Source organism: Paenibacillus sp. VCA1 (assembly GCF_031583795.1).
In the GTDB taxonomy this organism is placed as follows: Bacteria; Bacillota; Bacilli; order Paenibacillales; family Paenibacillaceae; genus Paenibacillus_AQ; species Paenibacillus_AQ albilobatus.
The window spans coordinates 183,633-202,278 of sequence record NZ_JAVLSX010000004.1; the positions used below are offsets into that span (position 1 = coordinate 183,633).

15 protein-coding genes and 1 tRNA gene are annotated in these 18,646 nt (G+C 53.7%); 15 read left to right on the forward strand and 1 reads right to left on the reverse strand.

What is annotated here, in order from left to right; genetic code table 11:
• The first annotated feature begins 8 nt into the window (after positions 1-8).
• The 6 genes from RJP21_RS10070 to RJP21_RS10095 all read left to right on the forward strand — a co-directional run bounded on the left by RJP21_RS10070 (position 9) and on the right by RJP21_RS10095 (position 7,510).
• Entirely contained in the window at positions 9-1,706 is a 1,698-nt protein-coding gene (locus RJP21_RS10070) for a sensor histidine kinase (RefSeq protein ID WP_310859456.1), read from the forward strand.
• Complete coding sequence (locus RJP21_RS10075) at positions 1,703-2,686, forward strand: substrate-binding domain-containing protein (RefSeq protein ID WP_310859151.1); 984 nt, start codon at positions 1,703-1,705, stop codon at positions 2,684-2,686. Before RJP21_RS10070 ends, RJP21_RS10075 begins: the two co-directional genes overlap by 4 nt.
• A 152-nt stretch (positions 2,687-2,838) precedes the next feature.
• Positions 2,839-3,882, forward strand: a complete 1,044-nt coding sequence (locus tag RJP21_RS10080; protein WP_310859152.1) for a galactose ABC transporter substrate-binding protein — start codon at positions 2,839-2,841, stop codon at positions 3,880-3,882.
• Between the two features lie 97 nt (positions 3,883-3,979).
• Entirely contained in the window at positions 3,980-5,494 is a 1,515-nt protein-coding gene (locus RJP21_RS10085) for a sugar ABC transporter ATP-binding protein (RefSeq protein WP_310859153.1), read from the forward strand.
• A 21-nt stretch (positions 5,495-5,515) separates the two neighbouring features.
• Positions 5,516-6,544, forward strand: a complete 1,029-nt coding sequence (gene mglC, locus RJP21_RS10090) for a galactose/methyl galactoside ABC transporter permease MglC (protein WP_397386202.1) — start codon at positions 5,516-5,518, stop codon at positions 6,542-6,544.
• Positions 6,545-6,745: 201 nt separating this feature from the next.
• Positions 6,746-7,510, forward strand: coding sequence for a CAP domain-containing protein (locus RJP21_RS10095; RefSeq protein WP_310859154.1), 765 nt, complete (start codon positions 6,746-6,748; stop codon positions 7,508-7,510).
• Positions 7,511-7,625: 115 nt separating this feature from the next.
• Here the strand turns inward: RJP21_RS10095 and RJP21_RS10100 are convergent.
• Positions 7,626-7,698: transfer RNA gene (locus RJP21_RS10100), tRNA-Lys, on the reverse strand.
• Positions 7,699-7,918: 220 nt separating this feature from the next.
• Here RJP21_RS10100 and RJP21_RS10105 point away from each other — a divergent pair.
• The 9 genes from RJP21_RS10105 (at position 7,919) to bshB2 (ending at position 18,643) form a co-directional block, all read left to right on the forward strand.
• Positions 7,919-8,764 (forward strand): GDSL-type esterase/lipase family protein, encoded by an 846-nt coding sequence (locus tag RJP21_RS10105; RefSeq protein WP_310859155.1) that lies wholly within the window; start codon positions 7,919-7,921, stop codon positions 8,762-8,764.
• 31 nt (positions 8,765-8,795) lie between these two features.
• On the forward strand, positions 8,796-9,779 hold the full coding sequence (locus tag RJP21_RS10110; RefSeq protein ID WP_310859156.1) for an ABC transporter ATP-binding protein: 984 nt from the start codon (positions 8,796-8,798) through the stop codon (positions 9,777-9,779).
• The gene (locus tag RJP21_RS10115; protein ID WP_310859458.1) at positions 9,772-10,761 is read left to right on the forward strand and encodes an ABC transporter permease; all 990 of its coding nucleotides are present in this window, start codon (positions 9,772-9,774) and stop codon (positions 10,759-10,761) included. The genes RJP21_RS10110 and RJP21_RS10115 overlap by 8 nt, the downstream gene beginning before the upstream one ends.
• An 80-nt stretch (positions 10,762-10,841) precedes the next feature.
• Complete coding sequence (parE, locus tag RJP21_RS10120; protein ID WP_160041490.1) at positions 10,842-12,836, forward strand: DNA topoisomerase IV subunit B; 1,995 nt, start codon at positions 10,842-10,844, stop codon at positions 12,834-12,836.
• 11 nt (positions 12,837-12,847) lie between these two features.
• On the forward strand, positions 12,848-15,292 hold the full coding sequence (gene gyrA / locus RJP21_RS10125; RefSeq protein ID WP_160041492.1) for a DNA gyrase subunit A: 2,445 nt from the start codon (positions 12,848-12,850) through the stop codon (positions 15,290-15,292).
• A gap of 223 nt (positions 15,293-15,515) precedes the next feature.
• On the forward strand, positions 15,516-15,926 hold the full coding sequence (locus tag RJP21_RS10130) for a MarR family winged helix-turn-helix transcriptional regulator (RefSeq protein WP_160041494.1): 411 nt from the start codon (positions 15,516-15,518) through the stop codon (positions 15,924-15,926).
• A 39-nt stretch (positions 15,927-15,965) separates the two neighbouring features.
• Positions 15,966-17,183 carry an MFS transporter gene (locus RJP21_RS10135; protein WP_310859157.1) on the forward strand — a complete coding sequence of 406 codons (1,218 nt, stop codon included), beginning with the start codon at positions 15,966-15,968 and terminating at the stop codon, positions 17,181-17,183.
• Between the two features lie 415 nt (positions 17,184-17,598).
• A complete protein-coding gene (locus RJP21_RS10140) occupies positions 17,599-17,943 on the forward strand; it encodes a YojF family protein (RefSeq protein ID WP_160041498.1) in 345 nt (114 codons plus the stop codon).
• Between the two features lie 43 nt (positions 17,944-17,986).
• Positions 17,987-18,643 (forward strand): bacillithiol biosynthesis deacetylase BshB2, encoded by a 657-nt coding sequence (gene bshB2, locus RJP21_RS10145; protein WP_310859158.1) that lies wholly within the window; start codon positions 17,987-17,989, stop codon positions 18,641-18,643.
• Positions 18,644-18,646 lie beyond the last annotated feature (3 nt).

The window sequence follows — 18,646 nt, forward strand, 5'->3', positions numbered from 1 at the left end:
TTACGCTCATGACGATTTTTGTCGTCGTCGCCGTCAGTTTTATGCTGTACAACAAATTTTCCAAAACGGCCGAAGAAAATGCTTATCTCAACATCCGGCAGATCATTGAGCAGGTAAGCTACCATTTGGAGCTGTACGTCAAAGGCATGCAGGACATCTATGAGGTTGTCGAGGACCAGATCAACGAAACCCCCGACATATCGAGCCCCGTTTTGCGGGAACAACTGGCAACGCTGCTCCGGACCCGCGAGGATTTGGTGTCCCTGGGGTTGTTCACACCGACAGGCAAATTGGTCATGGACGTTCCCGATCTGGACATGCGCCGCAACACGCTCTTGGAAACGCAAAGCTGGTTTGAATCGGCCCACGCCCGGCCGCAAAAGCTTTCATTTTCCGCACCCCATATTCAAAATCTGTATAAGGGCCAATACAAATGGGTCGTTTCGCTTAGCCGGATGGTGAAGTACAAGGAAAACGGCGTGACAAAACAAGGCGTTTTGCTGGTGGACGTCAACTTCCGCACGATCGACGAGCTCAGCCGCAAAGTCAGTTTGGGCAAAAGAGGATATGCCTACATCATCGACGATCTGGGCAACCTTGTATACCATCCTCAGCAGCAGCTCATTTACGCAGGGTTGAAATACGAAAACCTGGAGCCGGTTTTTGATTATGCATACGGCAGCTATACGGATAAATCGACCGGCGAACAGCGCTATATTACGGTCCGGACCGTCGATCCGATCCGCTGGAAAATCGTCGGCGTCGCTTACCCGGATGAAATCGTGACGACTCAAAGGGATTTGAACCGTTTCGTTTTCTGGTTTCTTCTGGTCATTTGCGCCGCGGTCGCCGTGTTGGCCTTTTTTGTATCCGCCAAAATATCGCAGCCGCTGCTTAAGCTGGAACAATCGGTGCAAAGCGCCGGGCAGGGTGATTTCAGCACGCCGATCCACGTCAGCGGCGCCCACGAAGTCGTGCAGTTGTCGAAACGGTTCAACTTTATGCTGCACCGGATCCGCCAGCTGATGGACCAAATCATTTACGAACAGGAAGCGAAACGCAAAAGCGAGCTTGACGTGCTGCAGTCCCAGATCAACCCCCATTTTTTGTATAACACGCTGAATTCGGTCATCCGCTTGGCGGAAAGAGGAAAAAAAGAAGAGATCATCGCCACGATCACGTCGCTTTCGAAATTTTTCCGGATCAGCCTGAGCAGGGGCAAAAACATCATTACGGTCGAAGAAGAGCTTGAGCATGTGCGGCATTATTTGATCATCCAAAAAATACGCTTCAAAAACAAATTCGATTTCAGCATCGAATGCGACGAAAAGGCGGCGAGCTGCAAGACGCTGAAGCTGATCCTCCAGCCCATCGCGGAAAACGCGATCGTTCACGGGATCGAAAAGATGCAGGATGCGGGTTTTATTCGCATTACGGCCGCGGCCGCGGACGATCGGTTGACGATGAAAGTGTCAGATAACGGGCTGGGCATGACGAAACAGGTCATGGAACAGCTGTTGAGCGGCGGCGTACGGAGCGGGGGCTCGGGCGTCGGCGTCAAAAACGTCAACGAACGGATCCGCCTGTATTACGGCAAAACCTACGGACTCAGCTTCGAAAGCGAGCTTGAAGAAGGCACGACGGTGACCATAACGCTGCCTGCGGAACAAAGCGAAGAAAAGCTGCAGGAAAGGGGGATATCATGACAAGGTTGGACAGAAAAACAATCGTTGGCGTGCTGCTGATATGCCTGGCCGCGGCGTTGTCCGCATGCACCGGGGAGGAACCGGGTCTCCATGCGCTGGATAAACCGAGAAACGTGGACATGATCGTCAAAATGGACCACGGCGACTTCTGGAAAACGGTCAAGATGGGCGCCGAGGTCGCCGCCAAGGAATATAACGTGACGATTACGTTTAAAGCGCCCCGTTCCGAAAACGATATCGATGAACAAATCCGGCTGGTGGACGAATCGATCCAAAACCAGGCCGATGCCATCATTTTATCCGCAAGCGACTATATGAAGCTGGCCCAGGTGACGGATCGCGCGGCCTATTACAAAATCCCGGTCATTTCCATGGATTCGGAGGTGGCTTCGGCGCGGGTCAAATCTTTTGTCGGGACGAACAACTACGAAGCGGGGCAAAAAGCGGCCGAACGGCTGATCAAGCTGACGGGAGAGAACGCTCGGATCGGCGTGATGAACTTCGTGCAAGGCGCGAAAAACGCCGACGAACGGGAAGAAGGATTCATGGACTACGCTGCCCGTTTTCCGGGAGTCGAGATCGTGGACGTCGAATACTGCCAATCGGACGAGGCGGAAGCCCGCCGACTGACCCGCAAAATGATTGCTAAACACCCCGAACTAAGCGGCATCGTGGCGTTGAACGAAGTGGCTTCCATCGGGACGGCCGAAGAAATTCAAAAGCTTGGGTACGGGGAAAAAATCAAACTGGTCACGTTCGACAGCCCGGCAAAAGTGATGGAGCTTCTGCAGGAAGGAGTCGTGCAGGGGACCGTCATCCAAAACCCGTTTAATAACGGATATTTGGCCGTCCAGCTGGCGGTTCAAGCGTTGGAAGGCATCGAGGTCCCGGAAAGGGTGGATACCCGCTCGAAGCTGATCGATCTCGACAACATGCTGTGGCCGGAAAATCAAAAGCTTTTGTTTCCGTTTGTCAAATGAAACGAATATCGGTTAAGCGTATCGCTTAACGCATGAGAATTTTCATAGAACTGATGAGAATTTTATATTCGAATCGGAAGGCGGCTTCGGCATAATGAAAACGTATCCAAGGGATGCAGCATAACGAAACATAAGAGGAGGTCACGAACACGATGAAAAAAATCACTTCCGTACTGCTTGCGGGCGCTTTGCTGGGGACCGTCATGGCCGGCTGCTCGAGCGGCGAAAAAACCGCGGAGGGCGGCAAAAGCGAAAGCGGCGGAAAAGAACCGTCCATCGGCGTAGCGATCTACAAATTTGACGATACCTTCATGACGGGCGTGCGCAACGCGATCAAATCGAACGCCGAAGGGAAAGCGAAGGTGGAAATCGTAGACAGCCAAAATTCCCAACCGACGCAAAACGACAAAGTGGACTTGTTCATATCGAAAAAGACGGATGCGCTGGTGATTAACCCGGTAGACCGCACGGCGGCCGGCGTCATTATCGACAAGGCGAAAGCGGCGAACACGCCGGTGGTGTTCCTGAACCGCGAACCGCTTCCCGAGGACATGAAAAAATGGGACAAGGTTTATTACGTCGGCGCGAAAGCGGAAGAATCCGGCACGATGTCCGGCGAACTGATCGCCGATTATTGGAAGGCCCACCCGGAAGCGGACAAAAACAAGGACGGCGTGCTGCAGTACGTCATGCTAAAAGGCGAACCGGGCCACCAGGATGCCGAGCTGCGCACCAAATATTCCATTGAGGCGATCGAAAAAGCCGGCATCAAAGTCCAAAAGGTGGAAGAGGACACCGCGATGTGGGACCGCGTCAAAGGCCAAGAGAAGATGGCGGCTTTCCTCGGAGCGCACGGCGACGGCATCGAAGCCGTGTTGGCGAACAACGACGACATGGCTCTGGGGGCGATCGAAGCGCTGAAAGCGGCCGGCTATTTCAAGGACGGCAAAACGATGCCGGTCGTCGGCGTAGACGCAACGGCTCCCGCGCTTCAGGCATTGGAAGAAGGAACGCTGCTTGGCACGGTGCTGAACGACGCAAACAATCAGGGCAAGGCCGCCGTGGCGCTGGCGACGGTGCTGGCCAAAGGCGAAACGCCTTCAAAGGACAACATCGGCTTTGATATTACGGATAACCAATACGTGTGGATTCCATACAAAAAAATTACGAAGGACAACATCAACGACGCGAAATAACGCGGTTTTTGCAGCTAACGCAAATGCGAAAAACCGGCTTGCCGGGCGGCGGTGCCGCTGCCGTCCGGCGCAGTCGGGCAGCGGGGGGCAAGGCAATATGGCACGGCATGAATATGTGCTCGAGATGAACGGAATATCCAAGGAATTCCCCGGGGTTAAGGCGCTTGATGACGTCACGTTTAAGGTGCGGCCCGGTTCGGTGCATGCCCTGATGGGGGAAAACGGCGCCGGAAAATCGACGCTGATGAAATGCCTCTACGGGATTTACGCGCCGGATGCGGGCGAAATCGTCCTGGACGGAGAAAAGGTGCAAATCCAAAGTTCGAAAGATGCGCTCGGTTACGGCATTTCCATGATCCATCAGGAGCTTCATCCGGTGCCGTTCCGAAATGTCATGGAAAATATTTGGCTGGGACGGTTTCCGACCAAAGGCTTTTTCCCGTTCCGGTTCATTGACCATAAGCAAATGTACAAGGATACGAAAGAGCTTTTCAAGCAGCTGGATATGGACGTGGATCCGAATATGATCGTCGGCAGGCTGTCGGTGTCCAAAGTCCAATCGATCGAAATCGCCAAAGCCGTTTCCTACCAGTCGAAGATCATCATTATGGACGAACCGACTTCCTCGTTGACAAGCGTAGAAGTCGAGCATTTGTTCCGGATGATCCGGGATTTAAAAAAACGGGGCGTCGCCATCATCTATATTTCGCACAAAATGGAAGAAATTTTGAGCATTTGCGATGAAGTGACGATCATGCGCGACGGGCAAAAAATCGGCACCTGGCCGGCAAGCGAGTTGACCACGGACCTGATGATTTCGAAGATGGTCGGCCGCGATTTGACGCAGCGTTTTCCCGACCGCGATCACGCGCCCGGCGAAGTGCTGCTGGAGGTTCGCGGACTCACTTCACCGCATCCCGCATCCTTTAAGGATATATCGTTTCAGCTTCGGCAGGGCGAAATTTTGGGGATCGGGGGTCTCGTAGGCGCGCAGCGCACCGAGCTGATCGAAGCCCTTTTCGGTTTGCGGGGCATCGCATCCGGAACGGTACTGATCCGGGGGAAAGAGGTGAAGATCCATACGCCGGGCGACGCGATCAAGCACGGGATGGCGCTGTTGACCGAAGAACGCCGCGTCACGGGCATTTTTCCGGTGCTGCCGGTGCACGAAAACGCATCGATCGCCAATCTGAACCGGTATCGCAGGCTGCTTTTTTTTCTTGACGGGCGCAAAAAAAAGAAAGAAGCGGATTTGATGGTCGAGAAGCTGCGCACCAAAACGCCGACGACCCGCACGCTCATCATGAATCTGTCCGGCGGAAACCAGCAAAAGGTGCTTCTGGCAAGATGGCTCCTTACGGATCCCGACATCCTGCTGCTCGATGAGCCGACGCGCGGCATCGACGTCGGGGCCAAGTTCGAAATTTACACCATCATCAAAGACCTCGCCAAGCAGGGAAAAAGCATCATCATGATTTCTTCCGAAATGCCCGAACTGATCGGCATGTCCGACCGAATCATGGTCATGTCCGGTGGACGGCTTACCGGAATTTTGGATGGAAGCAGCGCCTCGGAGGAAGAAATCATGCGGCTGGCCGCCCGGCATGCCTAGGACGCGAAGGAGGAAGAACCCATGCTGAGCATGAAAAAAATGGGCGGCGGAAAAGCCGTTCAAAGCTTTACGACGCAATATGCGATTTATATCGTTTTGGTGCTGCTCGTGATCGGAATCACGATTTACAACCCGTCGTTTCTGTCGATCGATTCCTTGCGGAATATCCTAATTCAGTCCTCTACGCGGGCCATCATCGCGCTTGGGGTGGCATTTATTCTGATTACCGCAGGCACCGACTTGTCGGCAGGACGGATCGTCGGATTGACCGCCGTGGTTTCCGCGTCCATGCTTCAAACCGAGAACTACGCCAACCGCTTTTTCCCGGACTTGCCGCATCTGAACGTATTTATCCCTATTTTGCTGGCGATCATCGTCGGTTTGGTCTGCGGTTTGGTCAACGGACTGGTCGTCGCGAAGCTGAATGTGCCGCCGTTTATCGCCACGCTTGGAACGATGGTCGCGGTGTACGGGATCAACTCGATGTACTTCGACATGGACCCGAACAACTCGCAGCCGATCGGCGGACTTCGGCGAGATTTCACAGCTTTCGGATCGGGATCGATCGGTGCAGGCACTTTTTCGGTTCCGTATATCGTGCTGGTCGCCATTTTCGTGGCGTTTATCGTGTGGGTGATCTTCAACAAAACGAAGCTTGGCAAAAACATGTACGCCATCGGCGGCAATGTGCAAGCCGCCAAAGTTTCCGGCATCCATGTCGCCAAAAACCTGATCTATATTTACATGATCGCCGGGGCATTGTACGGCCTTGCAGGCGTGCTCGAGGCGTCCAGAACCGGCGGCGCGACAAACAACTACGGCAACATGTACGAGCTTGACGCCATCGCTGCTTGCGTTGTCGGGGGCGTGTCCACCACGGGAGGCATCGGAACGGTGCCCGGAGTGATGGTTGGGGTGCTGATATTTTCGATCATAAACTACGGTCTGACGTTTATCGGGATCAGCCCTTATTGGCAGCTGATTTTTAAGGGATTGATCATCGTCGCCGCCGTTGCGTTTGATATGCGCAAATACGCAGCCAAGAAATAATGTGCATGGTGGATGGAACTGCCGCAGCCGCATGGCTGCGGTTTTTTGCGTTGAATCGCAGGTTGTCTGGAAATTCGCTTCCAATATTTGTGGACTACACAAAAGAAACAGCCATGTTACAATGTGGGAGTGAGAAATGACAAGTTTGTAACCTGGACAGATCATGTATTAGCAATGACACCATGAGAAGGAGATGTATCCATGAAGAACAATAAAGTGATGAAAGCCTTGATCAGCACGGCATGCGCCGGCGTCTTAGCGGTTGGTCTGATTGGAGCAGGTCCGGCATCGGCTGCTTCTGCCCAGCAAAACTACGTACCTGCACCGAATAACATCCAAGACCTGCAAAACCTGCAAAGCTATCTGCAAGAGTGGCTGCAAAACAACGGACTCAACTTTCAATTCCAATACCCGGGAACAGGACAACAAGTAACCGTACCGCAGCCGTCGAATCCGACGCCTACAACGCCTTCGAAGCCGCAAACGAATCCGACGCCTTCGAAGCCGGTAACAACCAAACCTCAGCCATCCAAGCCTGAGACTTCGAAACCGGATTCTTCGACTTCCAAGCCGGGGACCGGAACGACCTCGAACCAGTCCGCTTATGCGGCCGAAGTCGTTAAACTGGTAAACCAGGAGCGTGCAAAAGCGGGCCTCAAACCTTTGACGGAAAACGCCAAACTGTCCAACATGGCGATGGATAAAGCGAAAGACATGAGCAACAACAACTATTTCGACCACAATTCGCCAACGTACGGTTCCCCGTTCGATATGATGAAAAAATACGGCATTTCGTTCAGCTATGCGGGCGAAAACATTGCCAAAGGGCAAAAAACGCCTGCGGACGTCATGAACGCATGGATGAACAGCGAAGGACACCGCGCCAACATCCTGAACAGCAACTACACCACGATCGGCGTGGCTTACTACAACGGATACTGGGTACAAGAATTTATCGCGAACTGATACCGATCTTATAAATTAATGGGCGAGTCCGTTTCCTTCGGGAAACGGGCTTTTTTTGCCGGCAGCAGAAAAAAGCCGGATGGCCTTCCATCCGGTTCATTCACCATGGTTATGATGGGTTATGCAGGGTTCGAACCTGCGACCTGCCGATTAAGAGTCGGCTGCTCTGCCAGCTAAGCTAATAACCCGTAATCCTATACTCATTATACTACGCCCTTTTTTTTCGAAAATCCAGACGTTCACAAAAAGTTGACAACAGGAATCTTTGCTGGTTTTCGCCATTCGTTCAGCACGAAAGGAAATTGCGGCCGAATTTGCAAATTGGTCCTAGAAGTTTTATGTTTATTTACATATGTCATTTGTCGGAAAAATGACGAATCGCAGAACGTCTTGATGGAGGGATCGGTTGTGAATTCATCGAAATGGATTTGGCGCAGCGTCGGCATCTTATCCGTGCTCGCTACGCTGCTTCTGCTCGCCGGCTTCGTTTATGCGGTCAAAGACATTCAGAATCCCCAGGCTGTGAAAGAGCAGGGTCCAAAGGCGGCCGAGCCGCAAACGGGAACGGTCTCTTCGAACCCCGAAACAGCCAAAGAGCTGAAGTTCGCGGTCCTTGGCGATTCCTTGGCGAAAGGAACGGGAGACAATTCGGGCATGGGGTTCGCGCGCCGGACGATCAAGGAACTGTCGTCATCGGGGGGCAGGAAGGCGACCCTCCTGAACAATCTGGGCATCAACGGACTTACGACGACGGGCCTTCTGCCGAAACTGGAGGAGCGTGGAACAAAATACGTGCTGGGACAAGCCGATGTGATTCTGCTTTCGATCGGAGGGAACGATCTTTTCCAAGGGGCCGATCTCATCTCCAAGGGCATTGCCGGTACAAGTTCGACGGCCAAAGGGCAGGAACTGGATCCGAAGGATCTGTTAAAGGGACTGCCCAAAGCATCGACGCAGCTGAAAGCGATTTTGGAGCGGATCCGCGCGATCAATCCCAATGCCTTGATCGTCTACGTCGGCCTGTATAATCCGTTCGGAGACATCGAAGATCTTCAGTTTCCCGGGAATGAGGCGGTTGCGGAATGGAATCAAGCCGCGCTCGACACGATTAATAAATATGGCAATATGATGCTGGTGCCTACCTTTGACATTTTCCAGCATCATTTGGACCGGTATTTGTCGTCGGATCACTTCCATCCGAACGGCGACGGATACCAGCAAATCGCCGTCCGGATCGTACAGGCAATCCGCTGACACGGCATACGGAGGAAAGGAGAAGGAGAGAATGTCATTGACGGACGGTTCGGACCTGCGGCAACCCATCGTGTTATCGGTTGAACACGTCAAAAAAAGGATCGGCAAAAAATGGATCATCGAAGATGTGACCTTCGATGTCCGCGAAGGCGAAATATTCGGTTTTTTAGGGCCGAACGGCGCAGGCAAAACGACGACGATCCGCATGCTTGTAGACTTGATCAAGCCGAGCGCCGGGGTCATCAAAGTATGCGGCTATGACGTGAACCGGGAGCAGGAGCAAGCGCTTCGTTTCGTCGGCTCGATCGTGGAAAATCCGGAAGTGTACACATATTTGACCGGGTGGGAGAATCTGGAGCATTTTGCGCGCATGCAGCCCGGCATCGACAACCGCCGGATACAGGAAGTGGTGGATATCGTCCGGCTGGACCAGAGAATCCATGACAAGGTCAGAACTTATTCGCTCGGGATGCGTCAGCGGCTGGGCATCGCCCAAGCGCTGCTTGGCCGGCCGAAGCTGCTTATTCTCGACGAGCCGACAAACGGGCTCGATCCGAAGGGAATCAAGGAGCTGCGTCAATTTATCCGGGAGCTGGCGGACGGGGGATTGGCCGTGTTTGTATCCAGCCATCTGCTTAGCGAAATTCAGCTGTTATGCGACCGGGTGGCTATCATCAGCCGCGGCCGGGTGCTTGCGGTGGGCGATGTCAACGAGCTTGTGGCCGCCAACGCGGAATACGTAATTTGGGATTTCGAGCCGGCCGAAGCGGGAAAGCGGGAGCTTGAGCTTCGCGAAGGAATCGAAGTGATCGAACACGCTGAACGGGTGCTGGATGACGCCATCATCGCCGGGATGGGCGCCGGATCGGTCGTAACGGTCATGAGTGAAGAACTTATCGCCGGAACGGTCGCGCATCTGGTCGCTTCGGGCATTCGGATCCACGGCGTCCATAAAATCAACCCGACGCTCGAGCAGCTGTTCCTGAAAATGACGGAGGGTGAGAGTATTGATTAGCGTGCTGCCCCTGATTCAAAACGAGACGATCAAAATTATCAAAAAGAAGCGCTTTTATGTCATTTTGCTGATTCTGCTCGTGCTGGTTCCGATGTTCACCTATGCCCAGATGCGGTCGGCTGAACAAACGAGGGAAAAGTTCAAAGGCGACTGGCGGCTTGAAGTGCAGCAGCAAATTACGGATAATGAAAATTCCCTCGGCAGCGACAGGGTGCCTGACGAATGGAAGAAATTCCGGAAAATTTTCGTGCAGCAGCTGCAGTATTACCTGGAGCATGACGTGAACCCGAACGAGCCGAACGGCGTCACGTTCACGCGCGAGTTTATGGCGAATTCCATAACTTTGTTCATTCCTCTACTCATTATGGCGATCGCTTCCGATATAGTATCCGGGGAACGAACGAGCGGCACCATCAAAATGCTATTGACGAGGCCGGTCAAAAGGTGGAAGGTGCTGCTGAGCAAACTGATCACGTTGTACATGTTTTCTTCGCTGATCATCGTGTCCGCTTTTGTGATCACGTACGTCATTTCAGGGGCTGTTTTCGGGTATAAAGGATTTGAATTTCCGGTGTTCACCGGGTTTCGGATTCAAGGGTCCGACGTCGATATGACCGCCGTGCACGCGGTGCCCCAGTGGATGTATTTGCTGATGGAAGGCGGGCTGATCTGGTTCGTAAGCCTGGTCGTCGCCTCGCTCGCGTTTATGGTATCGGTGCTCGTCCGCAGCACGGCGGCAAGCATCGTGGTCATGATGGCCGCGCTGATCGCCGGGACGATCCTTACCAACATGGCCTCCGCCTGGAAAAGCGCGAAATACCTGTTTATGGTCAATTTGGAGCTGACGGACTATCTGTCCGGAACGCCGGCCCCGATCGAGGGAATGAACCTCGCTTTTTCGCTGGCAGTGTTGTCCGTATGGGCCGTTGCCGCGATCATAATCTCATTCCTTGTCTTTACGAAAAGGGATATCTTGAATTAAAATGGACAAGGATAACAAAACAAAACATCTGTTTGCATTTTGGTATATCCTACATAAAGAAGCACAAAGGGGGAGCATGAATGGTCGAGCAGATCGATATGTTTGCAGAGCCGCCGGGAGACGGCCATAACAACAGCGCGCCCAGCGGCGGCAGTTACGATGCAGACGACATTCAAGTGCTCGAAGGCCTGGTTGCGGTACGCAAACGGCCAGGCATGTATATTGGCAGCACCAGTTCATCGGGGCTTCATCATTTGGTATGGGAAATCGTGGATAATGCCGTCGATGAGCATTTGGCCAAATACTGCACGAGAATTGATCTTACTTTGCATAAAGACGGTTCCATCACCGTAGTCGATAATGGACGCGGCATTCCGACGGGAATGCATAAAACGGGAATCCCGACGCCGCAAGTCGTATATACCATCCTGCACGCCGGAGGAAAATTCGGCGGCGGCGGATATAAAAAATCGGGCGGCCTGCACGGCGTCGGGGCGTCGGTAACCAATGCGCTTTCCGAATGGCTCGAGGTGGAGATTTACCGCGACGGCAAAATCCATCGGCAGCGCTTCGAATATTGGCAGGACAAAAACGGCAAGGAGCATGTCGGCGAACCTGTCACCGGGCTCGAAGTGCTCGGCAATACGAACAAAACCGGCACCAAGGTGACCTTTAAACCGGACATCCGGGTGTTCCACGGCGGGATTCAGTTCAACTACGATACGCTTGCCGAACGGCTGCAGGAAATCGCCTTCCTGAATTCGGGCCTCCGCATCGTCATCAAGGATGAGCGCACCGACCGGATGGACGAGTTTTATTACGAAGGCGGCGCCAGCCAATTCGTTGAATTTTTGAACGAAGGCAAAGACGTGCTGCATGACGTCATTCATTTTTACGGGGAAAAGGACGACGTGGAGGTCGAGGTGGCGCTCCAATACAACGCGGGTTACACCGAAACGCTCGCATCGTTCGTCAACTCGATCCCGACGCGCGGCGGTGGGACGCACGAAACGGGGTTCAAGACCGCTTATACGCGCATCATGAACGATTACGCCCGGAAAAACCACATGCTGAAAGAAAAGGACAAAAACCTGGAAGGCAATGATCTCCGCGAAGGCATGATGGCGGTCATCAGCGTCAAAATGGCCGAAGTCGAATTCGTGGGACAAACGAAAGACCAATTGGGCAGCGCCTCGGCGCGCAGCACCGTGGACGCGATCGTGACGGAAAAGATGCAGATTTTCCTCGAAGAAAACCCGCAGGTTGCCCAAACGCTCATCAAAAAAGCGATCCAGGCGTCCAAAGCGCGCGAGGCGGCGCGCAAAGCCCGCGACGATATGCGCAGCGGGAAAAAGCGGAGCGAAGGCTCGAGCCTCGGGGGCAAACTGAGTCCGGCCCAATCCAAGGACTTCACCCGTACGGAGCTGTTTGTCGTCGAAGGAAACTCCGCCGGCGGGTCGGCCAAACAGGGGCGCGACTCGAAGATTCAGGCGATCCTTCCCCTGAAGGGCAAACCGCTGAACCCGGAAAAAGCGAAGCTTGCCGATATCATGAAAAACGAGGAATACCGCACGATCATTAACGCGATCGGAGCGGGCATCGGAACCGAGTTCGAAATCGAAGACAGCAATTACTCCAAAATCATTATTATGACGGACGCCGATACCGACGGCGCGCACATTCAAGTGCTGTTATTGACGTTCTTCTACCGCTACATGAAGCCGCTGATCGACGAAGGCCGGGTATACATCGCCCAGCCGCCGCTGTACAAAATTTCGCGCAAGTCGGGCAAGCTTGAAACCGTGCGGTACGCCTACAGCGACGAGCAGCTGCAAAATTACTTGAAGGAATTCGGAAAAAATTACGAGCTGCAGCGGTACAAAGGTCTCGGCGAGATGAATCCCGAACAGCTGTGGGAGACGACCATGAATCCGGAAACGCGCACCCTGCTGCAGGTGCAGATCGAAGATGCGGCGAAAGCGGAGCGCCGCGTATCCACGCTGATGGGCGACAAGATCGACCCGCGCAAGCGCTGGATCGTGGAAAATGTCGACTTTAGAGAGTTCGAGGAATAGAAGGTGAATCGATGAGTTTATCAGAACAGTTTCTGCCGGCTTATCTCGAAGAGGTCGTCGGCGACCGCTTCGGCCGGTATTCCAAATATATCATTCAAGACCGCGCCATTCCCGACGTCCGCGACGGATTGAAGCCGGTTCAGCGCCGCATTTTGTACGCCATGTACGAATCGGGCAATACGCCCGACAAGGCGTACCGCAAATCGGCCAAAACCGTCGGCGACGTGATGGGGAACTACCACCCTCACGGAGACTCGTCCATTTACGACGGCATGGTCCGGATGGCCCAGCCGTGGAAAATGGGGCATGTCCTTGTCGACGGCCACGGCAACTGGGGTTCGATCGACGATGACCCGCCGGCGGCGATGCGTTATACCGAAGCGCGCCTGTCGCCGATTGCGCTGGAAATGCTGCGCGACATCGACAAGCGGACGGTCCAGTTCAAGGACAACTTCGATAATTCGGCGAAAGAACCCGTCGTACTGCCGTCGCGGTATCCGAACCTGCTGGTCAACGGCGTCAGCGGAATTTCAGCCGGTTTTGCGACGGAAATTCCGCCGCATAATTTACGCGAAGTCATCGACGCCTGCGTGGCGGTGATGCAGAAGCCGGAAATCGAATTGGAAGAAATCATGACCTTCATCAAGGGCCCGGATTTTCCGACCGGCGGTTTGATCATGGGCGAAGAAGGCATCAAGGAAGCTTACCGGACGGGGAAAGGACGGATTTATCTCCGGTCCAAAGCCGACATCGAATTTCTGCGCGGCGGCAAGCAGCAAATCGTGGTGACGGAAATACCGTACCAGGTTGTAAAATCTCGTCTTGTCACCCAAATGGAAAACATCCGCCTCGAGAAAAAAATCGAAGGCATCGCCGAGGTTCGCGACGAAAGCGGACGGGACGGCTTGCGCATCGTAGTCGAAATCAAAAAGGAAGCGGATGCCCAGGGCATTTTGGCTTACCTGCTGAAAAAGACGGATCTTCAGGTCACGTATAACTTCAACATGGTGTCGATCGTCAACAAAGCGCCGCAGCAGCTTGGACTGAAAGCGATGCTGGAAGCGTACATCGAACACCAGCGCGAAGTGGTGTCGAACCGCACGCGTTTCGAACTGGAAAAAGCCGAAGACCGCGCCCATGTGCTGGAAGGCCTCGTTAAAGCGCTGAACATTTTGGATGAAGTTATCGCGGCCATCAAAGCCTCGAAAAACCGCCAGGACGCGCAAAACAACCTGCAGTGGATGTTCGGATTTACGGAGCGACAGGCGGACGCGATATTGACCTTGCAGCTGTACCGCTTGACGAATCTGGAAATTACGACGCTGCAGAAAGAGCTTGATGAGTTGCTGAAAAAAATCGACAACTATCGCGCCATCCTCGAAAGCGACAAAAAGCTGATCGCCTTGATCCGCAAGGAGCTGCTGGAAATTCGCGACAAATACGGCATCGACCGTAGATGCTCCATTCAGGAAGAAGTCGAGGAAATCAAGGTCAACCTGGAAGTTATGGTCAGCTCCGAGGACGTGCTGGTGACGCTGTCGAAAGACGGCTATATCAAACGGACAAGCATGCTTTCCTTTACCCGGTCCGGCGGCGAGATCAGCAGCTCCGGCGTGAAGGAAGGAGACCATATCTCCAAGGTATTCGAAATCAACACGCTGGATAATTTGCTTATTTTCACGCAAAAGGGCCAATATTTCCTGCTGCCGGTTCACCAGATTCCCGAATTCAAGTGGAAGGATCCGGGGACCGCGATCGTCAACGTCATCCAGCTGTCCAAGGAAGACGTGATCGTCGACGCGATCCCGGTCGCCAACTTTGAGGAACCGAACCGATCCCTCGTGTTCGTCACGAAAAAAGGGCAGGTCAAACGCACGGAATTGAAGGAATATATGACCAATCGCTCCAGCGCGGTGGCAGCCTGCAAGGTCGGCGCCGAGGACGAGATCATCTCGGTAACGATGAGCGACGGCAGCAAAGACATTTTGCTTGTAAGCATGGAAGGCATGAGCATCCGCTTTAAGGAGCAGGAGGTCAATGCGATGGGCCGCGTTTCGGCGGGCGTCAAAGGCATCCAGCTACGCGACGGCGACGAGGTCGTGGCCGCTTTATGGGTTGAGGAGGATGAAGGGGAAGTGTTGACTGTGACCGACCTCGGTTACGGCAAACGTTCCCTCCTGGCGGATTACCAGCCGCAAAGCCGGGGAGGCAAAGGGCTGGCGACGTTCGAATTCAAGGAAGGCAAGCGGGTGAAACCGAACGGCAGCCGGATCGCCGGGGCGTTTTACTGCCGCGAGCCGCTGCAAATTACCGCGATTACACGGGACGGCTTAACTTATGCCTTCAGCTCCGAGCAGGCACCGATTGCCGAGCGCAAATCGACAGGAAAATTGCTCGTTCACCTGGAGAAAAAGGATGAAATAACGGCGCTGTTGGCATTTGCGGAAACTTCATGACGTCATTTCATGTCCGAAGCTAGCGTCAAGGCGTGAAAAAAGGCATCTTCGCCCGAAAGCGAACGATGCCTTTTTGGGCGGAATCCCAGGCCTGGCGCGGCTTTTGTGGAACGGTGTCGGGGCCGTTTTTTTGAAAAAATTTTCGGGGTCGCGGAAGGAATTGGACTGAAATGCGCGAAAGTTAATCCTGTAAAACACTGCTTGCGAAAGGAAGGTATAACCCGTGCATACTTCCGAATTTGCGAAAATATGGTCCAAACTAAGCAAAGATTATAAATTGCATATGGAGAATGAACTGGCTCCCGCGCTTACCGAAGCTCAGTTGGCCGTTCTCGAGGTGCTGGGCGAAAACGAGCGGATGAAGCCTTCCGACTTGACGCCGCTGCTGGCGACGAGCCCGGCGGCCGTTACGATGCTGCTCGACCGGATGGAGAAAAACGGTTTGATTCGGCGCGAACGCGACGGCAACGACCGCCGGATCGTTTGGGTATCGATTTCGGATAAAGGGAGAGCCGAGGTTGAACGCGGCCTGCAGATCCGCGATGCGTTTCTGGCAGGAGTTTTGTCGCGAATTTCCGCGCATAATCAGCAGCTTTTGATCTATCTATTGGGCAAGCTAACGGTAGCGCCGTAAAAAGGCTTTTAAAGAATAAACGTAGAGGACGTCAACCTGATGAACGAAGCATCCCTTATGAAACCAAAAACAAGAAAACTGATTTTCAGCGCCGGCCTCAGCTGGCTTTTCGACGCCATGGACGTCGGCATCATTTCTTTCATTGTGACCGCATTAACGCTGGAATGGAAGCTCTCCCCGCAGGACGTCGGCATTTTGACGAGCGTGAACTCGATCGGGATGGTTTTTGGCGCGGCGGGCGCGGGGTATTTGGCGGATAAGTTCGGCCGGAAAAAAGTGCTGCTGTGGACGCTGCTCATTTTTTCCGTGGCCAGCGGATTGTCTGCGCTTGCGTCCAGCTTCTGGGTGTTATGCTTGCTCCGCTTTATTACGGGCGTGGGCCTTGGCGGCGAACTGCCGGTCGCTTCGACGCTGGTATCCGAGAGCGTTCACGTAAGCCAGCGGGGGCGGGCCGTCGTTTTGCTGGAGAGCTTTTGGGCCGGCGGATGGCTGGCCGCGGCGCTCATTTCGTATTTTTTGATTCCCGCTTACGGCTGGCAAATCGCGTTTGTCATCGGGGCGCTGCCGGCCCTGTATGCACTGTATTTGCGCCGGGCCATCGACGATTCGCCGGTGTACCAAAACAACCGGAACAAGGCGGCCTCGATTCCGTTTACCGGCAAGCTAGCCTCGATCTGGACCCGTGAACACAGCCGTTCCACGCTCATGTTGTGGATTTTATGGTTTACCGTCGTGTTTTCGTATTACGGCATGTTTTTGTGGCTGCCTTCGGTCATGACCATGAAGGGGTTCAGTTTGATCAAAAGCTTCGAATACGTGCTGATCATGACGATCGCGCAGCTGCCGGGTTATTTCACCGCGGCGTATTTTATCGAAAAATTCGGCCGCAAGTTCGTTATGATTACGTATCTGGTCCTTACCGCCGTGAGCGCCGCCTGGTTTGGCAATGCCGAGTCGGCCGGTTCGCTGATAGCGGCGGGCATTTGTTTGTCGTTTTTCAACCTTGGTGCATGGGGTGGATTGTATGCATACACGCCGGAGCTGTATCCGACATCGGTCCGTTCGACGGGCGTCGGGCTGGCGACTTCGGTGGGACGGATCGGCGGCGTCATCGCGCCGTTTCTGGTCGGATATCTGGTGCAGCGGCATGTGGAAATCAACGTAATTTTTATTATGTTTTTCGTCATCATCTTGATCGGCGCGCTCGGCGTGCTGTTCCTGGGCAAAGAAACGAAGGGCAAGATGTTGGCGGATTGACGAACGAACGATTTGTCGTGTTTGGACGGAGGCCCTGCTTTGGCGGGTCTTCGCCAAGTACCTGAACGGTTTCGAAGCCAACGCCCCACACTCTTCGTGGGGTTTTTTGCATGGCGAAATCTCTTATAGAAAATGTAAATACAAAATAAGTCGAATGCAGTTTGTGAAAATGAAGTGATTTGAATTATAATAAATAAAGTTGCAGTTTAATCACGGCTTCATAGGTTGATTCATGCACGCAAAAAACAATAGGAGCAAAGGGGACGAAATCGGGCGGAGAACGACATTCGTCAACGGCGGCGGTCAAGCGTGAAGCCTTTGAATAACGGCAATCCGGACCGATTGAACAAGCCCGTGCACCCGGGAAGGACGTTCAACCGGTTTCGACAGACGTCTTGGAAACGGAGGGATTGGTTTGCAGCTTATAAATCCGCAGATGGTTCAGGAGTTAATCGACAAACTGCAGGATCAGGATCTTTATATACATCTTGAAATGACGACGGGGGCCTATGCTTCGCATAATGACGAATCAAAGTTTACGGCGTCCACGTTCATCAAAAACGGTGTTGTCCGCTATACCCACGGTAAAATCCAGGGATCGGGCCCTTACCGCGTCGGACTGAAAATGGAACAGGGCTGGATCTACTCGCAAGGTTTGACGCATTTTGAGGAAACGGAAACCGAGCGGCTGATTATGGCGGGCCATGACAGCGACGGCAAGCTTGTCGTTGCGCTGCAGCTGGGCAAGGAGCCGTTTTGAGTCCGGGAACGGCCGTCATCAAGTGAAAGGGTGATTATAAACAATGGAAAATCATATATTGGTCGTATTCCCGCATCCGGATGATGAATCCTTCGGCACTTCCGGTACGTTGGCCAGACGTATCCACGAAGGCGCCAAAGTGACGTACGCCTGCCTGACGCTGGGCGAAATGGCGCGGAACATGGGCAAACCGCTCGTGGCCAATCGCGTCACGCTGCCGGAGCACCGGCGGAAGGAGCTGGAAGAGTCCTGCCGCTCCATCGGCATCCAGGATTTGCGCCTGATGGGGCTTCATGATAAAACAATCGAATTCGAAGACCCGGATTTGCTGGACGGCATGCTGCGCAAGCTGATCGACGAAGTGAAACCTTCGCTGATCATTACGTTTTACCCAGGCTTTAGCGTTCATCCGGACCATGACGCCACCGGCGAAGCGGTCATCCGGACGGTTGCCGCCATGCCGAAGGAGCAGCGGCCGGTCGTGAACTGCGTCGCATTCGCCAAAGGCTGCGAGCAGATCATCGGCAAGCCGGACGTCGCCGTCGACGTCAGGGATTTCCTTCCGAACAAATTCGGGTCGATCCGGGCGCATGCCTCGCAGTTCCGATGGAAAGAAATACTCGGAAGTTATACGGAAGAGGATGAACAAATCAAAAGCCGTTTCAGCACCGAAAGATTCTGGACTTATCGTTTCGAATAGGGT

Excerpts from the sequence above, each read along its gene's own strand:
- RJP21_RS10070 (WP_310859456.1), top strand. The coding sequence starts at position 9 with ATGACGATTTTTGTCGTCGTCGCCGTCAGTTTTATGCTGTACAACAAA.
- RJP21_RS10075 (WP_310859151.1), top strand. The coding sequence starts at position 1,703 with ATGACAAGGTTGGACAGAAAAACAATCGTTGGCGTGCTGCTGATATGC.
- RJP21_RS10080 (WP_310859152.1), top strand. The coding sequence starts at position 2,839 with ATGAAAAAAATCACTTCCGTACTGCTTGCGGGCGCTTTGCTGGGGACC.
- RJP21_RS10085 (WP_310859153.1), top strand. The coding sequence starts at position 3,980 with ATGGCACGGCATGAATATGTGCTCGAGATGAACGGAATATCCAAGGAA.
- mglC (WP_397386202.1), top strand. The coding sequence starts at position 5,516 with ATGCTGAGCATGAAAAAAATGGGCGGCGGAAAAGCCGTTCAAAGCTTT.
- RJP21_RS10095 (WP_310859154.1), top strand. The coding sequence starts at position 6,746 with ATGAAGAACAATAAAGTGATGAAAGCCTTGATCAGCACGGCATGCGCC.
- RJP21_RS10110 (WP_310859156.1), top strand. The coding sequence starts at position 8,796 with ATGTCATTGACGGACGGTTCGGACCTGCGGCAACCCATCGTGTTATCG.
- parE (WP_160041490.1), top strand. The coding sequence starts at position 10,842 with ATGGTCGAGCAGATCGATATGTTTGCAGAGCCGCCGGGAGACGGCCAT.
- gyrA (WP_160041492.1), top strand. The coding sequence starts at position 12,848 with ATGAGTTTATCAGAACAGTTTCTGCCGGCTTATCTCGAAGAGGTCGTC.
- RJP21_RS10135 (WP_310859157.1), top strand. The coding sequence starts at position 15,966 with ATGAACGAAGCATCCCTTATGAAACCAAAAACAAGAAAACTGATTTTC.
- bshB2 (WP_310859158.1), top strand. The coding sequence starts at position 17,987 with ATGGAAAATCATATATTGGTCGTATTCCCGCATCCGGATGATGAATCC.